This window comes from Streptococcus sp. HMSC071H03, from assembly GCF_001813035.1.
GTDB classification, from domain to species: domain Bacteria; phylum Bacillota; class Bacilli; order Lactobacillales; family Streptococcaceae; genus Streptococcus; species Streptococcus anginosus.
Genome location: NZ_KV811162.1, coordinates 196,460 through 213,662, shown reverse-complemented (window position 1 = coordinate 213,662; position 17,203 = coordinate 196,460). Strand labels below are relative to the sequence as shown.

Below are 17,203 nucleotides of genomic sequence, written 5' to 3'. Positions count from 1 at the left end.
TTGCCGTGAGTAAAGACGAAAAACATTTGCCAGAACAAGAAGAAAAAGAATCAATTCTTGATTTTGAAACAGCTAAAGAAATGACAATTGGTCAGGCTGCTCGAAAAAGCGAAGAACTTGAAGCAGGAGTGACGGAAGAGGATAATGTGTTGGATAAATACATTAAACAGCACCGTCAAGAAATTGAAGCTGGGAAATTTTCGGCTCAATCTGCAGAAGAAATGTCTGAAGCAGAAGATCAAGAACAACTGAGCCAGTTAGACTTGGCAGAATTTATCCAGGAGATGCACGATGAGGTTCAAGAGGAAGCCCCCCTAGAACCTGCAGAGGTGGCGTCTGAGGAGTCTGCCTTTGATGAAACAGTAGCTGCACTTGCAGCCAGCGAAGCAGAACCGCAAGAAACTTCGGAAGAAAACAGTACACAAACTCCAGAGGAGTTAGAGGCTGAGACAAAAATAATGGAACCAATTCAGCCTGAAATGGATGATATTCCTGTGAGTTCAACTGAGTCAACGGAAAGCTATCCGACTTTTACAGCGTTGGATGAAGAAATGGAAACGGAGAAAGTTCCATTTTATAAAAATAAGAAAGTCCTCTATTCTGCAGCGAGTGTTGCTTTACTGGCTCTAATCGGTGGGACTGTTTATCTGTCGTTGAATAGAAAGCAAGCAAAACCAGCTACAAATTCAACGAGCCAAACCAGTAAATCTTCTACTACTTCTAGCTCTGAAAATAAGAATTTGAAAGCTTTCAACAGCCTTTATGATTCATTCTTTACAGATGCCAATAAATTGGCTTTGAAAAACAGCAGTTTCGGAAACTTAAACAAACTAAAAGCAGCACTAGAAAAATTAAAAAACACCAACGAGTACAATGTTGCCAAAGCAAAATACGATAGCTTGGTCAAACAAGTTGAGGCTGTTCAAAATGTGAATGCACAGTTCACCTCAGCAGCTATTACAGACGGTGTTTTAGATACAAAGGCGAAGATTAAAAGTGATGCCAAATTTACAGATGTCACAACTGGAAATACGGACTTGGATAAGGTGTTGAAATCTGCGATTAGCTTAGGAAAGAGTCAACAAACCTCTGCTCCTCAATCTGAGGCTGCCGCTGCACCGTCACAAAGCTCCGCTCAAGCACCTGTAGCAGAACAACCAGCTTCTGTACCAGCGCAAACAACTGCTCCAGTAGCACCAGCGTCAGGCGCGAATTTACAGCGTCATTTAAGTCGAGTACCATACGACCAAACTAAAATTAACGACAGTAATAATCCAGCTTGGAATTTCAATCCTGGTGTGTTAGAAAAAATCTTAGCAACCTCACGGGAACGTGGCTATTTCACAGGAGATAATTATATTCTTGAACGTGTGAATATTATCAACGGAAATGGTTATTACAATTTATTTAGAACAGACGGAACCTACCTCTTTAGTATTAACTGTAAAACGGGTTATTTTGTAGGAAATGGCGCGGGTTACGCAGATGCTTTGGATTATTAGGAAACGTTTTCAAGCAAGATATTAGACACTAAAAATCTTATAGGCTATAATGAGCTTATAAGATTTTTATTTTATTATAAAACTAATTTTGGAGGTAATCTTATGTCACTTATTGGTAAGGAAATTGTCGAGTTTACAGCAGATGCTTATCACGCTGGAAACGGGAAATTTATCACAGTTTCTAGTGAAGATTTAAAAGGTCATTGGAGCGTTGTCTGCTTCTATCCTGCTGATTTTTCATTTGTTTGTCCGACTGAGTTGGAGGACTTGCAAGAGCAGTATGCAGCTCTTAAAGAACTAGGTGTGGAAGTTTATTCTGTTTCAACAGATACGCATTTTACACATAAAGCTTGGCATGATCATTCAGATGCCATTGGAAAACTTGAGTACATTATGATTGGCGATCCATCTCACACTATTTCACTTGGTTTTGATGTGTTAGACGAAAGTGGACTATCTCAACGTGGTACCTTTATCATCGATCCAGATGGTGTTGTTCAAGCGCTTGAAATCAATGCAGATGGTGTTGGGCGCGATGCATCTGTCTTGATTGACAAAATCCATGCTGCACAATATGTACGTAGCCATCCAGGTGAAGTGTGTCCAGCCAAGTGGAAAGAAGGAATTGAAACGCTGACCCCAAGTCTTGATTTAGTTGGTAAAATTTAAGGAGGCTTATATGGCTTTAGATGAAACAATTAAAGCGCAACTGAAGCAATATTTGGAGCTTTTAGAATCTGATGTTGTATTTCAAGCTTCTTTAGGTCAAGATGAGCATTCTGAGCAGGTGCGGGCTTTTCTAGAGGAAATTGTAGCAATGTCTCCACGTTTATCATTGGAAAATGCAGAAACTAACCGCAAGCCAAGTTTTACTGTTACACAAATTGGTCAAGCAGGGCGTGTGCAGTTTGCAGGGCTTCCCTTGGGACATGAATTTACATCTTTTGTGCTGGCTTTGCTGCAAGTCTCTGGTCGCGCACCCAAAGTAGAAGATGCTGTTATAAACCGAATTCAGGCTATCCAATCTCCGCTTCATTTTGAAACTTATGTCAGCTTAACCTGTCATAATTGTCCAGACGTTGTGCAAGCTCTCAATGTGCTGGCTATTTTGAATCCTAATATCAGCCATACAATGGTTGAAGGAGGCATGTTTAGACAAGAAGTTGAAGATAAAAAGATCATGGCTGTTCCAACGGTTTTCCTAAATGGTGCAGAATTTGCGAATGGTCGTATGACAGTTGAGCAACTGCTTGATAAGATTTCTGGACCTGCTTCAAGTGAGGAATTTGACAATAAAGAACCATTTGATGTGTTGGTTGTTGGAGGCGGACCTGCAGGGAGCAGTGCAGCGATTTATGCCGCTCGTAAAGGCATTCGTACTGGTATGGTCGTTGAAACTTTTGGTGGACAGGTGATGGAGACCGTTGGTATTGAAAATATGATTGGTACTCCTTATACAGAAGGACCTAAGCTGATGGCGCAGGTAGAAGAACATGCCAAGAAATATCCAATTGATATCATGAAGAATCAACGTGTGAAAAACATCGAGAAAAAGGATTTGATTGAAGTGGAGCTTGAAAATGGCGCAGTTCTGAAAGCAAAAACGGCCGTTCTTTCTGTTGGTGCTCGCTGGCGAAATGTCAACGTCCCTGGTGAAGAAGAATTCCGGACGAAAGGTGTAACCAATTGTCCACATTGCGATGGTCCTATTTTTACAGGTAAAAAAGTGGCTGTTATCGGTGGAGGCAATTCTGGAATTGAAGCAGCAATTGACTTAGCTGGTCTGGCAGAGCATGTTTATGTACTAGAATTTCTACCAACTTTGAAAGCTGATCAAGTGTTGCAAGACAGGGTACAGCAACTTAAAAACGTGACGGTTCTAACCAATGTAGCTACAAAAGAAATTCATGGTTCCGATCAAGTTGAAGCCATTACTTATCTCGATCGTGCGAATAATGAAGAACATAAAATTGAACTCAGCGGTGTCTTTGTTCAAATTGGTCTTTTGCCAAATACAGATTGGCTTAAGAATAGTTCAGTTGCTTTAAATGAGCGTGGTGAAATCATTGTTGACAAACATGGTGCAACAAATGTGCCAGGAATTTTTGCAGCAGGTGATTGTACAGATAGCGCTTATAAACAAATCATTATTTCAATGGGGTCAGGAGCAACAGCAGCTTTGGGGGCATTTGATTATTTGATTCGTCAATAAAAAGAAAATGTGTAGGAAATCTGAGATTTCCTACACATTTTTAAGTTTATACAAGATGACGCTCGAAGGCATTATCAGAAATGCCTTTCTCTAAGATCAGTTTGCACCATTCTTTAGCGGAAAAAAGGCTGTGATCTTTGTAATTGCCACAAGATTCGATAGTCGTACCAGGGACATCATCCCAAGTGGTTATTTCAGCAATTTCCTCTAAAGATGCCTTGATGATTTTGGCAATTTCAGTTGAGCTATGCTGACCCCACATAATCATGTGGAATCCTGTCCGACAGCCAAAAGGTGAGCAATCAATCATGCCGTCAATGCGAGTACGAATGAGCTTAGCTAGCAGATGTTCAATCGTATGAAGTCCAGCGGTCGGAATGGCATCTTCATTAGGCTGTACTAGACGAACATCAAAGTTGGAAATGATGTCCCCTTTAGGTCCCACCTCTTCGCCAATCAAGCGTACGTAGGGGGCTTTGACAATCGTGTGATCTAACTCAAAACTTTCAACAATGACTTCTTTGACCATAAATAGAACTCCTTTTGCTTTTAATAAATTATACCATATTTTGCTCTAGCAAAGAAAAAAATTTCTACTTAACAAAGCCTGTCAGGAAAAAGGATTTGCAAAAAAGAATGTGAAAACAGTCACGTATTTATAAGAATTTAGTTTGTGAAAAATCGATTTTTATGATAAAATAATTAAGAATTTTACAATTCAATATCAATAATTTGAGGTAAAAACATGGAAATGATTTTTGCAGGTGTTTTTGCCGTCATCATTGGTTTAGTCATTGGATATGTAAGTATCACAGTTCGCATGAAATCTGCGAAAGAAGCTGCGGAACTTACTCTTTTAAATGCTGAACAAGAAGCAACTAATTTACGTGGACAAGCTGAGCGCGAAGCGGATTTGTTATTAAAAGAAGTGAAGCGCGAAAGTAAATCCCTTAAAAAAGAAGCACTGTTAGAGGCAAAAGAAGAAGCCAGAAAATATCGAGAAGAAGTTGAGGCAGAATTTAAATCTGATCGTCAAGAATTGAAGCAATTGGAAAGTCGTTTGACAGAACGTGCGACAAGTCTTGATCGTAAAGATGACAATTTGACCAACAAAGAAAAAACACTCGAGCAGAAAGAACAAAGTATTTCTGATAGAAACAAAAACCTTGAGGCGCGTGAAAACAAACTGACAGAGTTGGAGCAGCACAAAGAAGCAGAATTAGAGCGTGTTGCTTCACTTTCACAAACTGAAGCCAGAGATATCATTCTCACTCAGACTGAGGATAAGTTATCAAAGGAAATTGCGACGCGTATTCGTGAAGCAGAGCAAGAAGTCAAAGAACGTTCTGATAAAATGGCAAAGGATATTTTAGTCCAAGCCATGCAACGGATTGCAGGTGACTATGTTGCGGAGCAAACCAATTCAACAGTTCATCTGCCGGATGATACGATGAAGGGTCGCATTATTGGACGTGAAGGTCGGAATATTCGAACCTTTGAAAGTTTAACGGGTATTGATGTCATTATTGATGACACACCAGAAGTGGTGACTTTATCTGGTTTTGATCCTATTCGACGTGAAATTGCACGCATGACAATGGAAGCCTTGTTGAAAGACGGTCGTATCCACCCAGCTCGCATTGAAGAATTAGTAGAGAAAAATCGTCTGGAAATTGATCATAAGATTCGTGAATATGGTGAAGCAGCAGCTTATGAAATCGGTGCACCAAACTTACATCCGGATTTGATGAAGATTATGGGACGCTTGCAATTCCGTACGTCATATGGGCAAAATGTATTGCGTCATTCTGTTGAAGTTGCTAAGTTGTCTGGTGTTATTGCGAGTGAACTCGGTGAAAATGCTAACTTAGCTCGCCGTGCAGGCTTCCTTCACGATATTGGAAAGGCTATTGACCGTGAAGTGGAAGGTAGCCACGTGGAGATTGGAACAGAATTGGCTCGTAAGTATAAGGAACATCCAATTGTGGTCAATACAATTGCCAGTCATCATGGTGATGTAGAACCTGAAAGTGTGATTGCAGTTATTGTTGCAGCAGCTGATGCGCTTAGTGCGGCTCGTCCAGGTGCTCGCAGTGAATCCCTTGAAAGCTATATCAAGCGCCTGCAAGATTTGGAAGAAATTGCCAATAGTTTTGAAGGTGTGAAAAATAGTTTTGCCTTACAAGCGGGGCGTGAGATTCGGATTATGGTCAACCCTGGTCAGATTAAAGATGATAAGATTACTATTTTGGCTCATGATGTGCGTGAAAAGATTGAGAACAACCTCGAATATCCAGGAAATATCAAAGTAACGGTTATTCGGGAAATGCGTGCTGTGGATTATGCGAAATAGATATTACTAAGAATGAATGTTTATCTAGCTAATGTATAATTTTAGGCAGGTAAGAATGACTTGCATTGTTTTCTCAGAAAACAAGCATCTACCTATGCTAAAAAGCAGTTGAAAAAATACTGCTTTTTTGTTACACTAGATAGAAAGACAATGAAGGAGATATGATGGCGGATCGTGGCTTGTTAATCGTTTTTTCTGGTCCCTCAGGTGTGGGGAAGGGAACGGTTCGACGTGAGATTTTTGAAAGCTCGGATAATCAGTTTCAATACTCTGTGTCCATGACAACTCGTGCTCAACGTCCTGGTGAAGTGGACGGGGTGGATTATTTTTTCCGTACGAGAGAAGAGTTTGAGGAGTTGATTCGGCAAGGTCAGATGTTAGAGTATGCAGAGTATGTTGGCAACTACTATGGAACTCCTTTGACCTATGTGAATGAAACTTTGGATAAAGGGATTGATGTTTTCCTTGAGATTGAAGTTCAAGGGGCGCTTCAGGTGAAGAAAAAAGTGCCGGATGCCGTCTTTATCTTTTTAACGCCACCTGATTTGGTAGAATTACAAGATCGCTTAGTGGGACGTGGAACAGATAGTGCCGAAGTAATCGCCAAACGCATTGCCAAAGCAAGAGAAGAAATTGCTCTCATGCGCGAATATGATTATGCCATTGTCAATGATGAAGTTCCGTTAGCAGCGGAACGCGTCAAGCGCGTTATTGAAGCAGAGCATTTTCGAGTGGAACGTGTCATCGGTCACTATCAAGATATGCTGTCAGAACAACTTTCAGTAAGATAAGAATTTAGAAATTAGGTAAAGAATTATGATGTTAAAACCTTCAATTGACACCTTGCTTGATAAGGTGCCTTCAAAATACTCCTTGGTGATTCTTGAAGCAAAACGTGCTCATGAATTGGAAGAAGGAGCAGCTCCGACCCAAGAATTTAAGTCTGTCAAATCAACACTTCGTGCTTTGGAAGAAATTGAATCTGGCAATGTTGGGATTCACCCAGATCCTGAAGGCAAGCGAGAAGCAGTTCGTCGGCGTGCTGAGGAAGAACGCTTGCGCAGAGAAGAAGAAGAGCGTAAAATCAAAGAACAAATTGCGAAGGAAAAAGAAGAGGGTGAAAAAATTTAAGGTTGGGTCAGCTCAATCTTATTTTTTCTTTTACTGAGAAATGAGAGGTGGTGAGAAAGTGCAGATTGCAAAAGTCATTGTGGATGTCCCTTTAATGCAGACAGATAAACCTTATAATTATGCGGTGCCGAAAGAATTTTCGACTATGTTAGAAATTGGCATGCGTGTGCATGTGCCTTTTGGGAAAGCCAATCGCTTGATTCAAGGGATTGTCGTAGAGCTAGCAGAAGAAACGACAACAGAATTGAAGGAAATCGTGGAAGTGTTAGACTTTACACCAGTTTTAAATAAGGAGCAGCTGTGGCTGGCAGAAGAATTGAGAAAATTTGTCTTTTCTTACAAAATTTCAATTTTAAAAGCTATGTTGCCGGGGTTTCTGAACTCCAGCTATGATAAAATTCTTCATGCTCAACCCTCTTTGAATGAAGAAGATCGACTGCTCATTTTTGGCAATGCAGATCGGCAGCATTTCTCATCGCTTGATAAAGAGCTGCAAGCTAAGGTAATGCGTTTGGCACGGCAAGGAGCGATTCAGGTAGAATACCAAGCGATAGATCAAAAACATGTCAAAACAGAAAAATGGTATCAGGTTAATCACGAGATTTTAGGTCAATTGGTCATTCCTAATCGGGCAAAAAAAAAGCAAGCCTTGCGAGACATTTTGCAAGTTCAGACTGGAATGCACCGTTTAGCAGATTTGAAAGAAACATTTTCACGGGAAATTATTCACTATTTTATAGAGCAAGCAGCTTTGCAAATCGTTGAAAAAGAGGTGAGTCGTTCTGAGGCTTATTTTGAAAATATTTCAGCGAATTCTGCCTTGGTGCTAAATGAAGAGCAGGAAGCTGCGGTTCAAGCTATCACGCAGCAGATCGGGCATGACGGCAAGCCATTTCTGCTAGAAGGAGTGACAGGTAGCGGTAAGACGGAGGTTTATTTGCAGGTCATTCAAGAGGCGCTCAGCCGTGGCAAGACAGCCATTATGTTAGTGCCTGAAATTTCCTTGACACCACAAGTTACAAACCGCTTCATTTCGCGTTTTGGAAAGAAAGTAGCCATTCTTCACTCAGGTCTTTCAAATGGGGAAAGGTATGATGAATGGCGCAAAGTTGAGCGAGGAGCAGCACAAGTGGTTGTTGGTGCTCGTTCTGCTATTTTTGCTCCTTTAAAAAATATTGGAGTGATTATCATTGATGAGGAACATGAAGCGAGTTACAAGCAAGACTCCAATCCACGCTATCATGCACGAGATGTCGCTTTACTACGTGCAAAGTACAATCAAGCCATTCTGGTGTTGGGGTCGGCGACGCCGAGTTTAGAAAGCAGAGCGCGGGCTGGCAAAGGTGTGTATCACTTTTTGCAACTGACCAAGCGAGCAAATCCGCAAGCTCAGATTCCTGAAGTGGAAATTGTGGATTTTCGTGATTATATTGGGCAAAATGAAGCTAGTAATTTCACGCCTGTTTTGTTAGAAGCCATTCAAGATAAGCTAGATAGAAAAGAGCAGGTTGTCCTAATGTTGAATCGACGGGGCTATTCTAGTTTTGTCATGTGTCGTGAATGCGGGACAGTTGATACCTGTCCAAATTGTGATATTTCCTTGACTTTGCACATGGATACCAAAAGCATGAATTGTCACTATTGTGGTTTCTCAAAAGGGATTCCTCATAGTTGCCCGAATTGCTCCAGCAGGAGCATTCGTTACTATGGGACTGGGACGCAAAAAGCCTATGATGAATTAGCAGAAGCCTTTCCGCAGGCTCGTATTTTGAGAATGGATATTGATACTACTCGGAAAAAGGGCAGTCATGAACAAATTCTCAAAGAGTTTGGAGACGGACAGGCAGATATTTTGCTGGGAACCCAGATGATTGCAAAGGGTCTGGATTTTCCAAATGTTACTCTCGTGGGAGTGCTCAATGCGGATACGGCTTTGAATTTGCCAGATTTTCGTTCATCTGAGCGCACCTTTCAACTCTTAACTCAGGTTGCTGGGCGTGCAGGACGAGCTGAAAAGGAAGGTCATGTGATTATTCAAAGTTACAATCCGAACCATTATGCGATTACTTTTGCGAAAAATCAGGATTATGAGGGCTTTTATGCTTATGAAATGAGTATTAGAAAGCAGTTGGCCTATCCACCTTATTATTTTACGGTGGGGCTTACCTTGTCTCATAAAATAGAAGCAGAGGTTGTTAAAAAGTCATATACAGTGCTGAATATGATACGTTCTGCTCTGTCAGAGAAGGCTCAGATATTAGGACCAACTCCTAAGCCGATTGCCCGCACTCACAACCTCTATCACTATCAATTGATTATTAAATACCGTTTTGAGGAGCATTTGCAAGATGTGTTGAATCAGATTTTGGATTGGACACAAGAAAAGGACAATAAGGACTTACGTTTAAGCATAGACCATGAACCACAAAGTTTTATGTAGCCTTATTTTAGCCTTTTTTAAAGAAATACACGACTTCTTCTGATATAATAGTAAAAAAGAATATGAGGAAACCATGACAAACATTATTTTTATGGGAACGCCGGATTTTTCTGCAACGGTACTCAAAGGATTGCTGGAAAGCAAACAGTACGAGATTTTGGCAGTAGTTACACAGCCAGATCGCGCAGTAGGACGTAAAAAAGAAATCCGCATGACGCCTGTTAAAGAACTGGCTTTAGACTATGGCTTACCAATCTATCAGCCAGAGAAATTGTCTAAAAGTGCTGAATTAGATAGTTTGATGAATTTAAACGCTGATGGTATCGTCACAGCAGCTTTCGGTCAATTTTTACCAAGCAAATTGCTAGATTCGGTCAATTTTGCCGTCAATGTGCATGCTTCGTTGTTACCAAAATATCGCGGAGGAGCTCCCATTCACTACGCCATTATCAATGGTGACAAAGAAGCCGGTGTGACTATTATGGAAATGGTCAAAGAGATGGATGCGGGTGATATGATTGCGCGTCGAGCGATTCCTATTGAGGAAACAGACAATGTTGGGACGATGTTTGAAAAGTTAGCGTTGGTCGGACGCGATTTGCTACTTGAGAGCTTGCCTAGTTATCTAGCTGGAGATTTAAAATCAGTTCCGCAAGACAAAAATCAAGTTACCTTTTCACCAAATATTTCACCAGAAGAGGAGAGAATTGATTGGACCAAGACCAATCGACAACTTTTTAATCAGATTCGAGGCATGTATCCGTGGCCTGTAGCGCATACGCTTTTAAATGGAGAACGTTTTAAAATTTACGAAGCTACTCCAGTAGAAGGAGCTGGTCAACCGGGAGAAATTCTTGCTATCGGGAAAAAGGAATTGATTGTAGCAGCTGGTGAGAGCGCACTTTCTCTGAAAACAGTACAGCCAGCTGGAAAGTCCAAAATGACTATCGTTGATTTTCTGAATGGTCTGGGACGGCAATTATCAGTAGGTGATTTCTTTGGTCAATAAAATAAAAACAGCGCGGCAAACGGCTCTTGCAGTTTTAGAAGCAGTTTTTTCAGAAGGAGCTTATTCCAATATTGCTCTCAACCAGACTTTGCTAGAAGTGCCTTTAAGTTCTGCAGACAAAGGACTTGTAACAGAAATTGTATATGGTACCGTTGCACGTAAAATCACTTTAGAATGGTATTTGTCTCATGTTATTGAAAATCGAGATAAGTTGGATTCCTGGCTTTATATTCTTTTGTTGATGAGTTTGTATCAAATACAGTATCTTGATAAAATTCCAGCGCATGCGGTCGTCAATGAAGCGGTAGAGCTGGCAAAGGCACGAAAAAAGGGAAGCGAAAAGTTCGTCAATGCAGTGCTGCGAAGACTATTGCGGGACGGTGTGGCAGATATAGGCAGTATTAAACGTAAAAACAAACGCTATTCTATTCAGTATTCTCTGCCAGTTTGGCTGGTTAAAGTGCTGATTGAAGAGTACGGTGAAAAACGAGCTCTAGCCATTTTTGAGAGTTTATTTCTTCGAAATAAAGCCAGCGTTCGAGTAGTGGACCTAAGCCGTAAAGAAGAATTAAAACAACTGTTGCAGGCAGAAGATTCGCTATTAGCTCCGAGTGCGTTGGTGAAAAGCCACGGTCATTTTGCAGGGCATGCCTTGTTTGAAGAAGGTGCTATTACTATTCAAGACGAGTCTAGCCAATTGGTCGCGCCAACTCTTGAATTGCGCGGCGATGAAAAAGTGTTAGACGCATGCAGTGCACCCGGTGGTAAAACCATGCACATTGCTTCTTACTTAACGACAGGACAGGTCACGGCATTAGATCTCTATGAGCATAAGTTGGCTCTGATAAAAGAAAATGCACAGCGCTTAGGTGTGGCAGATAAAGTGATTACGAAAAAGCTAGATGCGAGAAAGGTTTTTGAAACTTTTGGGGCAGACGCCTTTGATAAAATTTTAGTAGATGCGCCGTGTTCAGGAATTGGTCTAATCCGACGGAAACCAGATATTAAATACAATAAAGAAAATGCAGATTTTGCCTCGTTGCAAAAAATTCAGCTTGAGATACTGGATAGTGTTTGTCAAAGCTTGCGAAAAGGTGGTATAATAACTTACAGTACCTGTACGATTGTTTCGCAAGAAAATTTTCAAGTTGTTGAGCAGTTTTTGGCAGCTCATCCAAATTTTAAACAGGTAAAACTAGAACATAATAGACAGGATATTCTAAAAGATGGCTGTATTTTAATTACGCCAGAATTGTATGGAAGTGACGGATTTTTCATCAGTCAATTCAAACGAATATCCTAACAGGAGGAAACTGACAGTATGGAAATTTCATTATTAACAGATGTTGGTCAGAAGCGTACAAATAATCAAGATTATGCCAATCAATTTGTTAATCGTGCCGGTATGACAATGGTTCTTTTAGCAGATGGTATGGGAGGTCACCGTGCCGGTAATATTGCTAGTGAAATGGCAGTAACAGACCTCGGTGCCGCTTGGGTGGATACTCAAATTGATTCTATTAATGGTGTCCGTGAGTGGTTCGCAGAACATCTCGAAACAGAAAATCAAAAAGTTCATCAATTTGGTCAAGATGAAGAATATAAAGGCATGGGAACGACGCTTGAAGCCTTAGCAATTATTGGCAATCAAGCAATTTATGCCCATGTAGGGGATTCTCGTATTGGTTTGGTGCGTGGGGACAGTTACAAGCAATTGACAAGCGACCATTCTTTGGTGAATGAATTGCTCAAAGCAGGACAAATTACACCTGAGGAAGCAGAACGTCACCCACAACGCAACATCATCACGCAATCAATCGGTCAAAGAGGCGAAGTGCAGCCTGATGTTGGCATGATTAGCTTAGAAGATGATGATTACATTATTTTGAATAGCGATGGTTTGTCCAATATGATTTCAGAAAGTGAAATTTATGATATTATGACAAGCGATATTGCTCTTTCAGAAAAAGCGGAAACCTTGATTCGCTTTGCAAATAATGCAGGCGGTCTGGACAATATTACAGTTGCCCTGGTTCATTATCATAAGGAGGACGCAGAATGATTCAAGTCGGCAAGATATTTGCCGGACGATATAAAATCATCAAACAAATTGGTCGAGGTGGCATGGCAGATGTCTACTTGGCGAAAGACTTGATTTTAGACGGGGAAGAAGTCGCAGTTAAGGTTCTAAGAACCAATTACCAGACGGATCCAATTGCTGTAGCACGTTTTCAAAGAGAAGCACGCGCCATGGCAGACTTGGATCATCCTCATATTGTCCGGATTACCGACATTGGAGAAGAAGAAGGTCAGCAGTATCTAGCAATGGAATATGTGGCTGGACTCGACTTAAAGCGCTATATCAAAGAGCATGCTCCTTTGTCCAATGAAGAAGCGGTTCGAATCATGGGACAAATCCTTTTGGCGATGCGTTTGGCACACACGCACGGGATTGTTCACCGTGATTTGAAACCTCAAAATGTCCTTTTAACTCCAGATGGCGATGCAAAAGTCACTGACTTTGGAATTGCGGTAGCTTTTGCAGAAACGAGCTTAACGCAAACCAACTCTATGCTGGGATCTGTGCATTATCTATCACCAGAACAGGCACGTGGTTCAAAAGCGACCGTTCAGAGCGATATTTATGCCATGGGGATTATTTTCTATGAAATGCTGACAGGACATATCCCTTATGACGGAGATAGTGCTGTTACAATTGCTTTACAGCATTTCCAAAAGCCTCTTCCTTCTGTGATTGCTGAAAATCCAAATGTTCCACAAGCATTAGAAAATGTAGTCATCAAGGCAACGGCTAAAAAATTGACAGATCGTTATCAATCTGTTGCAGAAATGTATGTGGATTTATCAAGCTGTTTATCTGCTGACCGTCGAAATGAGAAAAAACTAGTTTTTGATGACACTGCTAAAGCAGACACAAAGACACTGCCGAAAGTATCACAAAATACCTTGACTTCTGCGACGAAGTCAACACCTACTCCTACAAAAGAAGCAGTCAGTAGTAAGCCTACGCCTAAGCCAAAAGCAAAAAAGAAGCGCCGTTTAAGAACGCGCTATAAAGTTTTGTTATCAGCGGTGGTTTTAGTCATCGTAGCTCTGGTGGCTTTAGTCTATTTGAGTCCGTCAAATGTAAAAATTCCAGATGTTACTGGAAAAACTATTGCCCAAGCTCGTTCTGCAATTGAAACTGCAGGTTTGAAAGTTGGCAAGGAAAAAGACGAATACAGTGATTCTGTTAAAAAAGACTCAGTCATTCGCACCAATCCAGAAGCGGGAACGCAACGTCGTGAGGGCAGTACGGTGGATCTGATTGTCTCAAAAGGGACTAAAACTTTTATTATGGAAGATTATAAAAGTCAGAAAAGAGCAGATGCCATCAACAATCTGGTACAAAAATACAAGGTTTCAAAAGGCTTAATTAAAACAGAAGAAGTTGAAAGTAGTGAGTATGCGGCAGGAACAGTTGTTGATCAAACACCAGCAGCAGGCAGCACTTATGATTTGACTTCAAAGACACGTATCACGTTAAAAGTAGCGAAGTCCGTTTCAAGTGTCACGATGCCAAGCTATATCGGTTCAACCTATGAATTTGCTTATAATAATTTGACGGAAGTGATTGGTATTCAAGGTGCGAATATTGAAAAACGTACGGTTACAACAGCTCCAGCGGGTACACAGGCAAATACGATTATCAGACAAGCCCCAGAAGCTGGTCAGTCTTTGAATTTGAAGAGTGATCGCATTATCTTATATGTATATGAGCCAAAAACCGAAGATTCTTCAACATCTGAAAGTAGTTCACAATCTGATAGCAGCTCAGATAAAACTAGCCCATCCTCTAGCAGTTCGTCAACTAGTGGTAATGATGGAAGCAGCTCAAAAACACCAGACACAAGTGCTAGTGCAAGTAATTAAAAAAGAGAGAGGATAAAATCGTAGTTTTGTTAAACCGATTTTCCCTCACTCTTTTTTTGCACTCGTTTTACATCATTGATAAGCATTGTTTTTGCTCAATCAAGTTTATCCAGTATATTGTAAATAAAAATGTTAGCTTCTAGGACTACAAACTAGAACTTGAAAATATTTTCTTCCAGTTCACTCCCTTCTTTTCATACCTTAGCCGGAGGAATTTTTGTAAGTTTTTGATACAATAGAGTAAGAAAGGTATCGAGGCTATGAGAAAGATCCAATTTTTTATCTTTGTTGAATCTATTCTATTAACATTTGCATTAGTGACCATTTTGTCTGGTCATTTTTCACGTGTTATTCTTTTTTGGTGCTCTTCTTGTTATTGCTCTATTATTATTTTGGAAAACAAAGAGGAAATTTTCTGCTAGTAACCTCTACCATACTGCTCTTTTTCATTATTATGCTCAATCCTTATGTTATTGCTGCCTTGCTCTTTGCGGTCATTTATGGCATGATTGTGGCTTATCCTTACATTTATAAGGAAAATGGAGTGACGAATCTCATCTTTGATGATGCAGTAGAACAAAAACGTGAAAAAAATCAATGGTTGGGAAATCTTCATCATTTTGGCTCATCAGATACCTGTCGATTTGATGACATCAATCTTTTCCGTCTTATGGGTAAAGATACGATTCATTTGGAACAAGTCATTATCACAAACCATGACAATGTGATTATTTTGCGAAAATTTTTCGGAAATACAAAAATCATCGTGCCAGTTGATGTGGCAGTCAGCCTGAAAGTGAATAATTTATATGGTGAATTGCAGTTTTTAGATCAACCTGTTTATGAATTGCGAAATGAAAGTATCAGCCTAACGACACCAGACTTCAAGCGAGCACATAAAAGCGTCAAAATTGTCCTGTCAACGTTTTTAGGAAATGTTGAGGTGGTTCGCAAATGAAAAAAGTCTACTATCTCTTGATTAGCTTTTATTCCCTACTCATTTTAGGAATCATTATTCATTATATTTTTAGCCTATTTAATTTTGATTGGCAACTGATTTTTAGTAATGTAGAGCGGTTGGAAAAGTTCAGTTTCTTTGTGATTGTACTGACTTTATCTCTGACGATGCTGATGATTTTAGGTGTTAAAGTGATTCAAATGGTCACTTTATCTGCCATTCAGACAAACCTAAAAAATGTTTTAGAAGGTCGAGAATTGCAAGAAATTCATCATCCTGAAATTGATATCTCTTTTCGGCTGGTTTCAGAGAAATTAACTCATTTGACAGAAAATCTGCAAAAGTCAGAGAACCGCGCCCTGCAAAATGAGGAGACGATTATTGAGAAAGAACGCAAGAGAATTGCGCGTGACTTACATGATACGGTCAGTCAAGAACTTTTTGCTGCCAATATGATTTTATCAGGTGTGACAGGGCAAGTGGAGAACTTAGATACGGACACCTTATCGAAACAATTGACGGGCGTATCAGGAATTTTAAATACTGCTCAGAGGGATTTGCGTATCTTGCTTTTACATTTGAGGCCGACAGAGTTGGAAGGGAAAAGCTTGGTTGAAGGGCTGAACCTCATTTTGAAAGAGCTATCAGATAAAAGCGATATTGAGGTAAGTTTTCACCATGATGTGCAAAAATTACCGAAACAGATTGAGGAGCATATTTTTAGAATTGCTCAGGAAATTATCAGTAACACGCTTCGCCATGCCAATGCAAATCATTTAGATGTTTATCTATACCAAACACCGTACGAATTGCAGTTAAAGATGACAGATGATGGAATTGGCTTTGAGCACACTTCGTCTGATGAATTGAGTTATGGTTTGAAAAATATAGAAGAAAGAGTAAACGATATGGCAGGAACGATTCAGATTTTAACGGCTCCTAAACAAGGAGTAGCGATTGACATTCGTGTACCTTTATTGAAAGGAGTTTAGGATGCATATTTTATTAGTAGATGACCATGAAATGGTACGACTTGGCTTGAAAGGTTATTTGGATTTACAAGACGATGTGGATGTAGTGGCAGAAGCTTCAAATGGTCGCGAAGGAGTTGAAAAAGCTTTGGAGTTGCGCCCAGATGTGATTATGATGGACATTGTTATGCCTGAAATGAGTGGGATTGAAGCGACACTTACTATTTTGAAAGAATGGCCTGAAGCTAAAATTCTCATTTTGACTTCTTATTTGGATAATGAAAAAATTTATCCGGTTTTAGACGCAGGTGCTAAAGGATATATGCTGAAAACATCTAGTGCTGATGATATTTTACGAGCTGTCCGAAAAGTAGCTAAGGGTGAACTTGCCATTGAAACAGAGGTCAGCCAAAAAGTGGAATATCATCGAAATCATATTGAATTGCACGAAGATTTGACTGCGCGTGAGCGAGATATTTTAGGACTACTGGCAAAAGGTTATGAAAATCAACGCATAGCAGATGAATTATTTATTTCTTTAAAGACAGTGAAAACACATGTGTCCAATATCTTATCAAAGCTAGAAGTGAGCGATCGTACACAAGCTGTTGTTTATGCTTTCCAACATCACCTTGTCCCACAAGATGACATTTAGTGGTATAATAGAAAGCAGAATAATTCCTAGAGGGAGATT

14 protein-coding genes and 1 pseudogene are annotated in these 17,203 nt (G+C 40.2%); 14 read left to right on the top strand and 1 reads right to left on the bottom strand.

The window, feature by feature from the left end; translation table 11 throughout:
• The first annotated feature begins 5 nt into the window (after positions 1-5).
• From HMPREF2887_RS06145 to ahpF, 3 genes are all read left to right on the top strand, one after another.
• A complete protein-coding gene (locus HMPREF2887_RS06145) occupies positions 6-1,502 on the top strand; it encodes a cell division site-positioning protein MapZ family protein (RefSeq protein WP_021001353.1) in 1,497 nt (498 codons plus the stop codon).
• A 102-nt stretch (positions 1,503-1,604) separates the two neighbouring features.
• Positions 1,605-2,171, top strand: a complete 567-nt coding sequence (gene ahpC, locus HMPREF2887_RS06140) for an alkyl hydroperoxide reductase subunit C (protein ID WP_003028418.1) — start codon at positions 1,605-1,607, stop codon at positions 2,169-2,171.
• A gap of 10 nt (positions 2,172-2,181) precedes the next feature.
• Positions 2,182-3,714 carry an alkyl hydroperoxide reductase subunit F gene (gene ahpF, locus HMPREF2887_RS06135; protein ID WP_021001354.1) on the top strand — a complete coding sequence of 511 codons (1,533 nt, stop codon included), beginning with the start codon at positions 2,182-2,184 and terminating at the stop codon, positions 3,712-3,714.
• A gap of 46 nt (positions 3,715-3,760) precedes the next feature.
• On the opposite strand, the gene HMPREF2887_RS06130 is transcribed toward ahpF, so the two are convergent.
• Positions 3,761-4,243, bottom strand: coding sequence for an S-ribosylhomocysteine lyase (locus HMPREF2887_RS06130; protein WP_003025827.1), 483 nt, complete (start codon positions 4,241-4,243; stop codon positions 3,761-3,763).
• A gap of 216 nt (positions 4,244-4,459) precedes the next feature.
• Here HMPREF2887_RS06130 and HMPREF2887_RS06125 point away from each other — a divergent pair, with 216 nt between their 5' ends.
• From HMPREF2887_RS06125 to HMPREF2887_RS06075, 11 genes and pseudogenes are all read left to right on the top strand, one after another.
• Positions 4,460-6,067 (top strand): ribonuclease Y, encoded by a 1,608-nt coding sequence (locus HMPREF2887_RS06125; RefSeq protein ID WP_003025825.1) that lies wholly within the window; start codon positions 4,460-4,462, stop codon positions 6,065-6,067.
• 164 nt (positions 6,068-6,231) lie between these two features.
• On the top strand, positions 6,232-6,858 hold the full coding sequence (gene gmk, locus HMPREF2887_RS06120) for a guanylate kinase (RefSeq protein WP_021001355.1): 627 nt from the start codon (positions 6,232-6,234) through the stop codon (positions 6,856-6,858).
• Between the two features lie 25 nt (positions 6,859-6,883).
• Positions 6,884-7,198 (top strand): DNA-directed RNA polymerase subunit omega, encoded by a 315-nt coding sequence (gene rpoZ / locus HMPREF2887_RS06115; RefSeq protein WP_003031464.1) that lies wholly within the window; start codon positions 6,884-6,886, stop codon positions 7,196-7,198.
• Positions 7,199-7,256: 58 nt separating this feature from the next.
• Entirely contained in the window at positions 7,257-9,638 is a 2,382-nt protein-coding gene (locus HMPREF2887_RS06110) for a primosomal protein N' (protein ID WP_041784002.1), read from the top strand.
• Positions 9,639-9,711: 73 nt separating this feature from the next.
• Positions 9,712-10,647 (top strand): methionyl-tRNA formyltransferase, encoded by a 936-nt coding sequence (gene fmt / locus HMPREF2887_RS06105; protein ID WP_021001357.1) that lies wholly within the window; start codon positions 9,712-9,714, stop codon positions 10,645-10,647.
• Entirely contained in the window at positions 10,637-11,950 is a 1,314-nt protein-coding gene (rsmB, locus tag HMPREF2887_RS06100) for a 16S rRNA (cytosine(967)-C(5))-methyltransferase RsmB (RefSeq protein ID WP_021001358.1), read from the top strand. Before fmt ends, rsmB begins: the two co-directional genes overlap by 11 nt.
• Before the next feature lie 18 nt (positions 11,951-11,968).
• Positions 11,969-12,709, top strand: a complete 741-nt coding sequence (locus HMPREF2887_RS06095; RefSeq protein ID WP_003025814.1) for a Stp1/IreP family PP2C-type Ser/Thr phosphatase — start codon at positions 11,969-11,971, stop codon at positions 12,707-12,709.
• Positions 12,706-14,580 carry a Stk1 family PASTA domain-containing Ser/Thr kinase gene (pknB, locus tag HMPREF2887_RS06090; RefSeq protein WP_021001359.1) on the top strand — a complete coding sequence of 625 codons (1,875 nt, stop codon included), beginning with the start codon at positions 12,706-12,708 and terminating at the stop codon, positions 14,578-14,580. The genes HMPREF2887_RS06095 and pknB overlap by 4 nt, the downstream gene beginning before the upstream one ends.
• A gap of 260 nt (positions 14,581-14,840) precedes the next feature.
• A pseudogene (gene liaF / locus HMPREF2887_RS06085) lies at positions 14,841-15,538 on the top strand (cell wall-active antibiotics response protein LiaF).
• Complete coding sequence (locus tag HMPREF2887_RS06080; protein WP_084740927.1) at positions 15,535-16,530, top strand: envelope stress sensor histidine kinase LiaS; 996 nt, start codon at positions 15,535-15,537, stop codon at positions 16,528-16,530. Before liaF ends, HMPREF2887_RS06080 begins: the two are co-directional and overlap by 4 nt.
• A 1-nt stretch (position 16,531) precedes the next feature.
• Positions 16,532-17,164 (top strand): response regulator transcription factor, encoded by a 633-nt coding sequence (locus HMPREF2887_RS06075; RefSeq protein WP_003025807.1) that lies wholly within the window; start codon positions 16,532-16,534, stop codon positions 17,162-17,164.
• Positions 17,165-17,203: the final 39 nt, after the last annotated feature.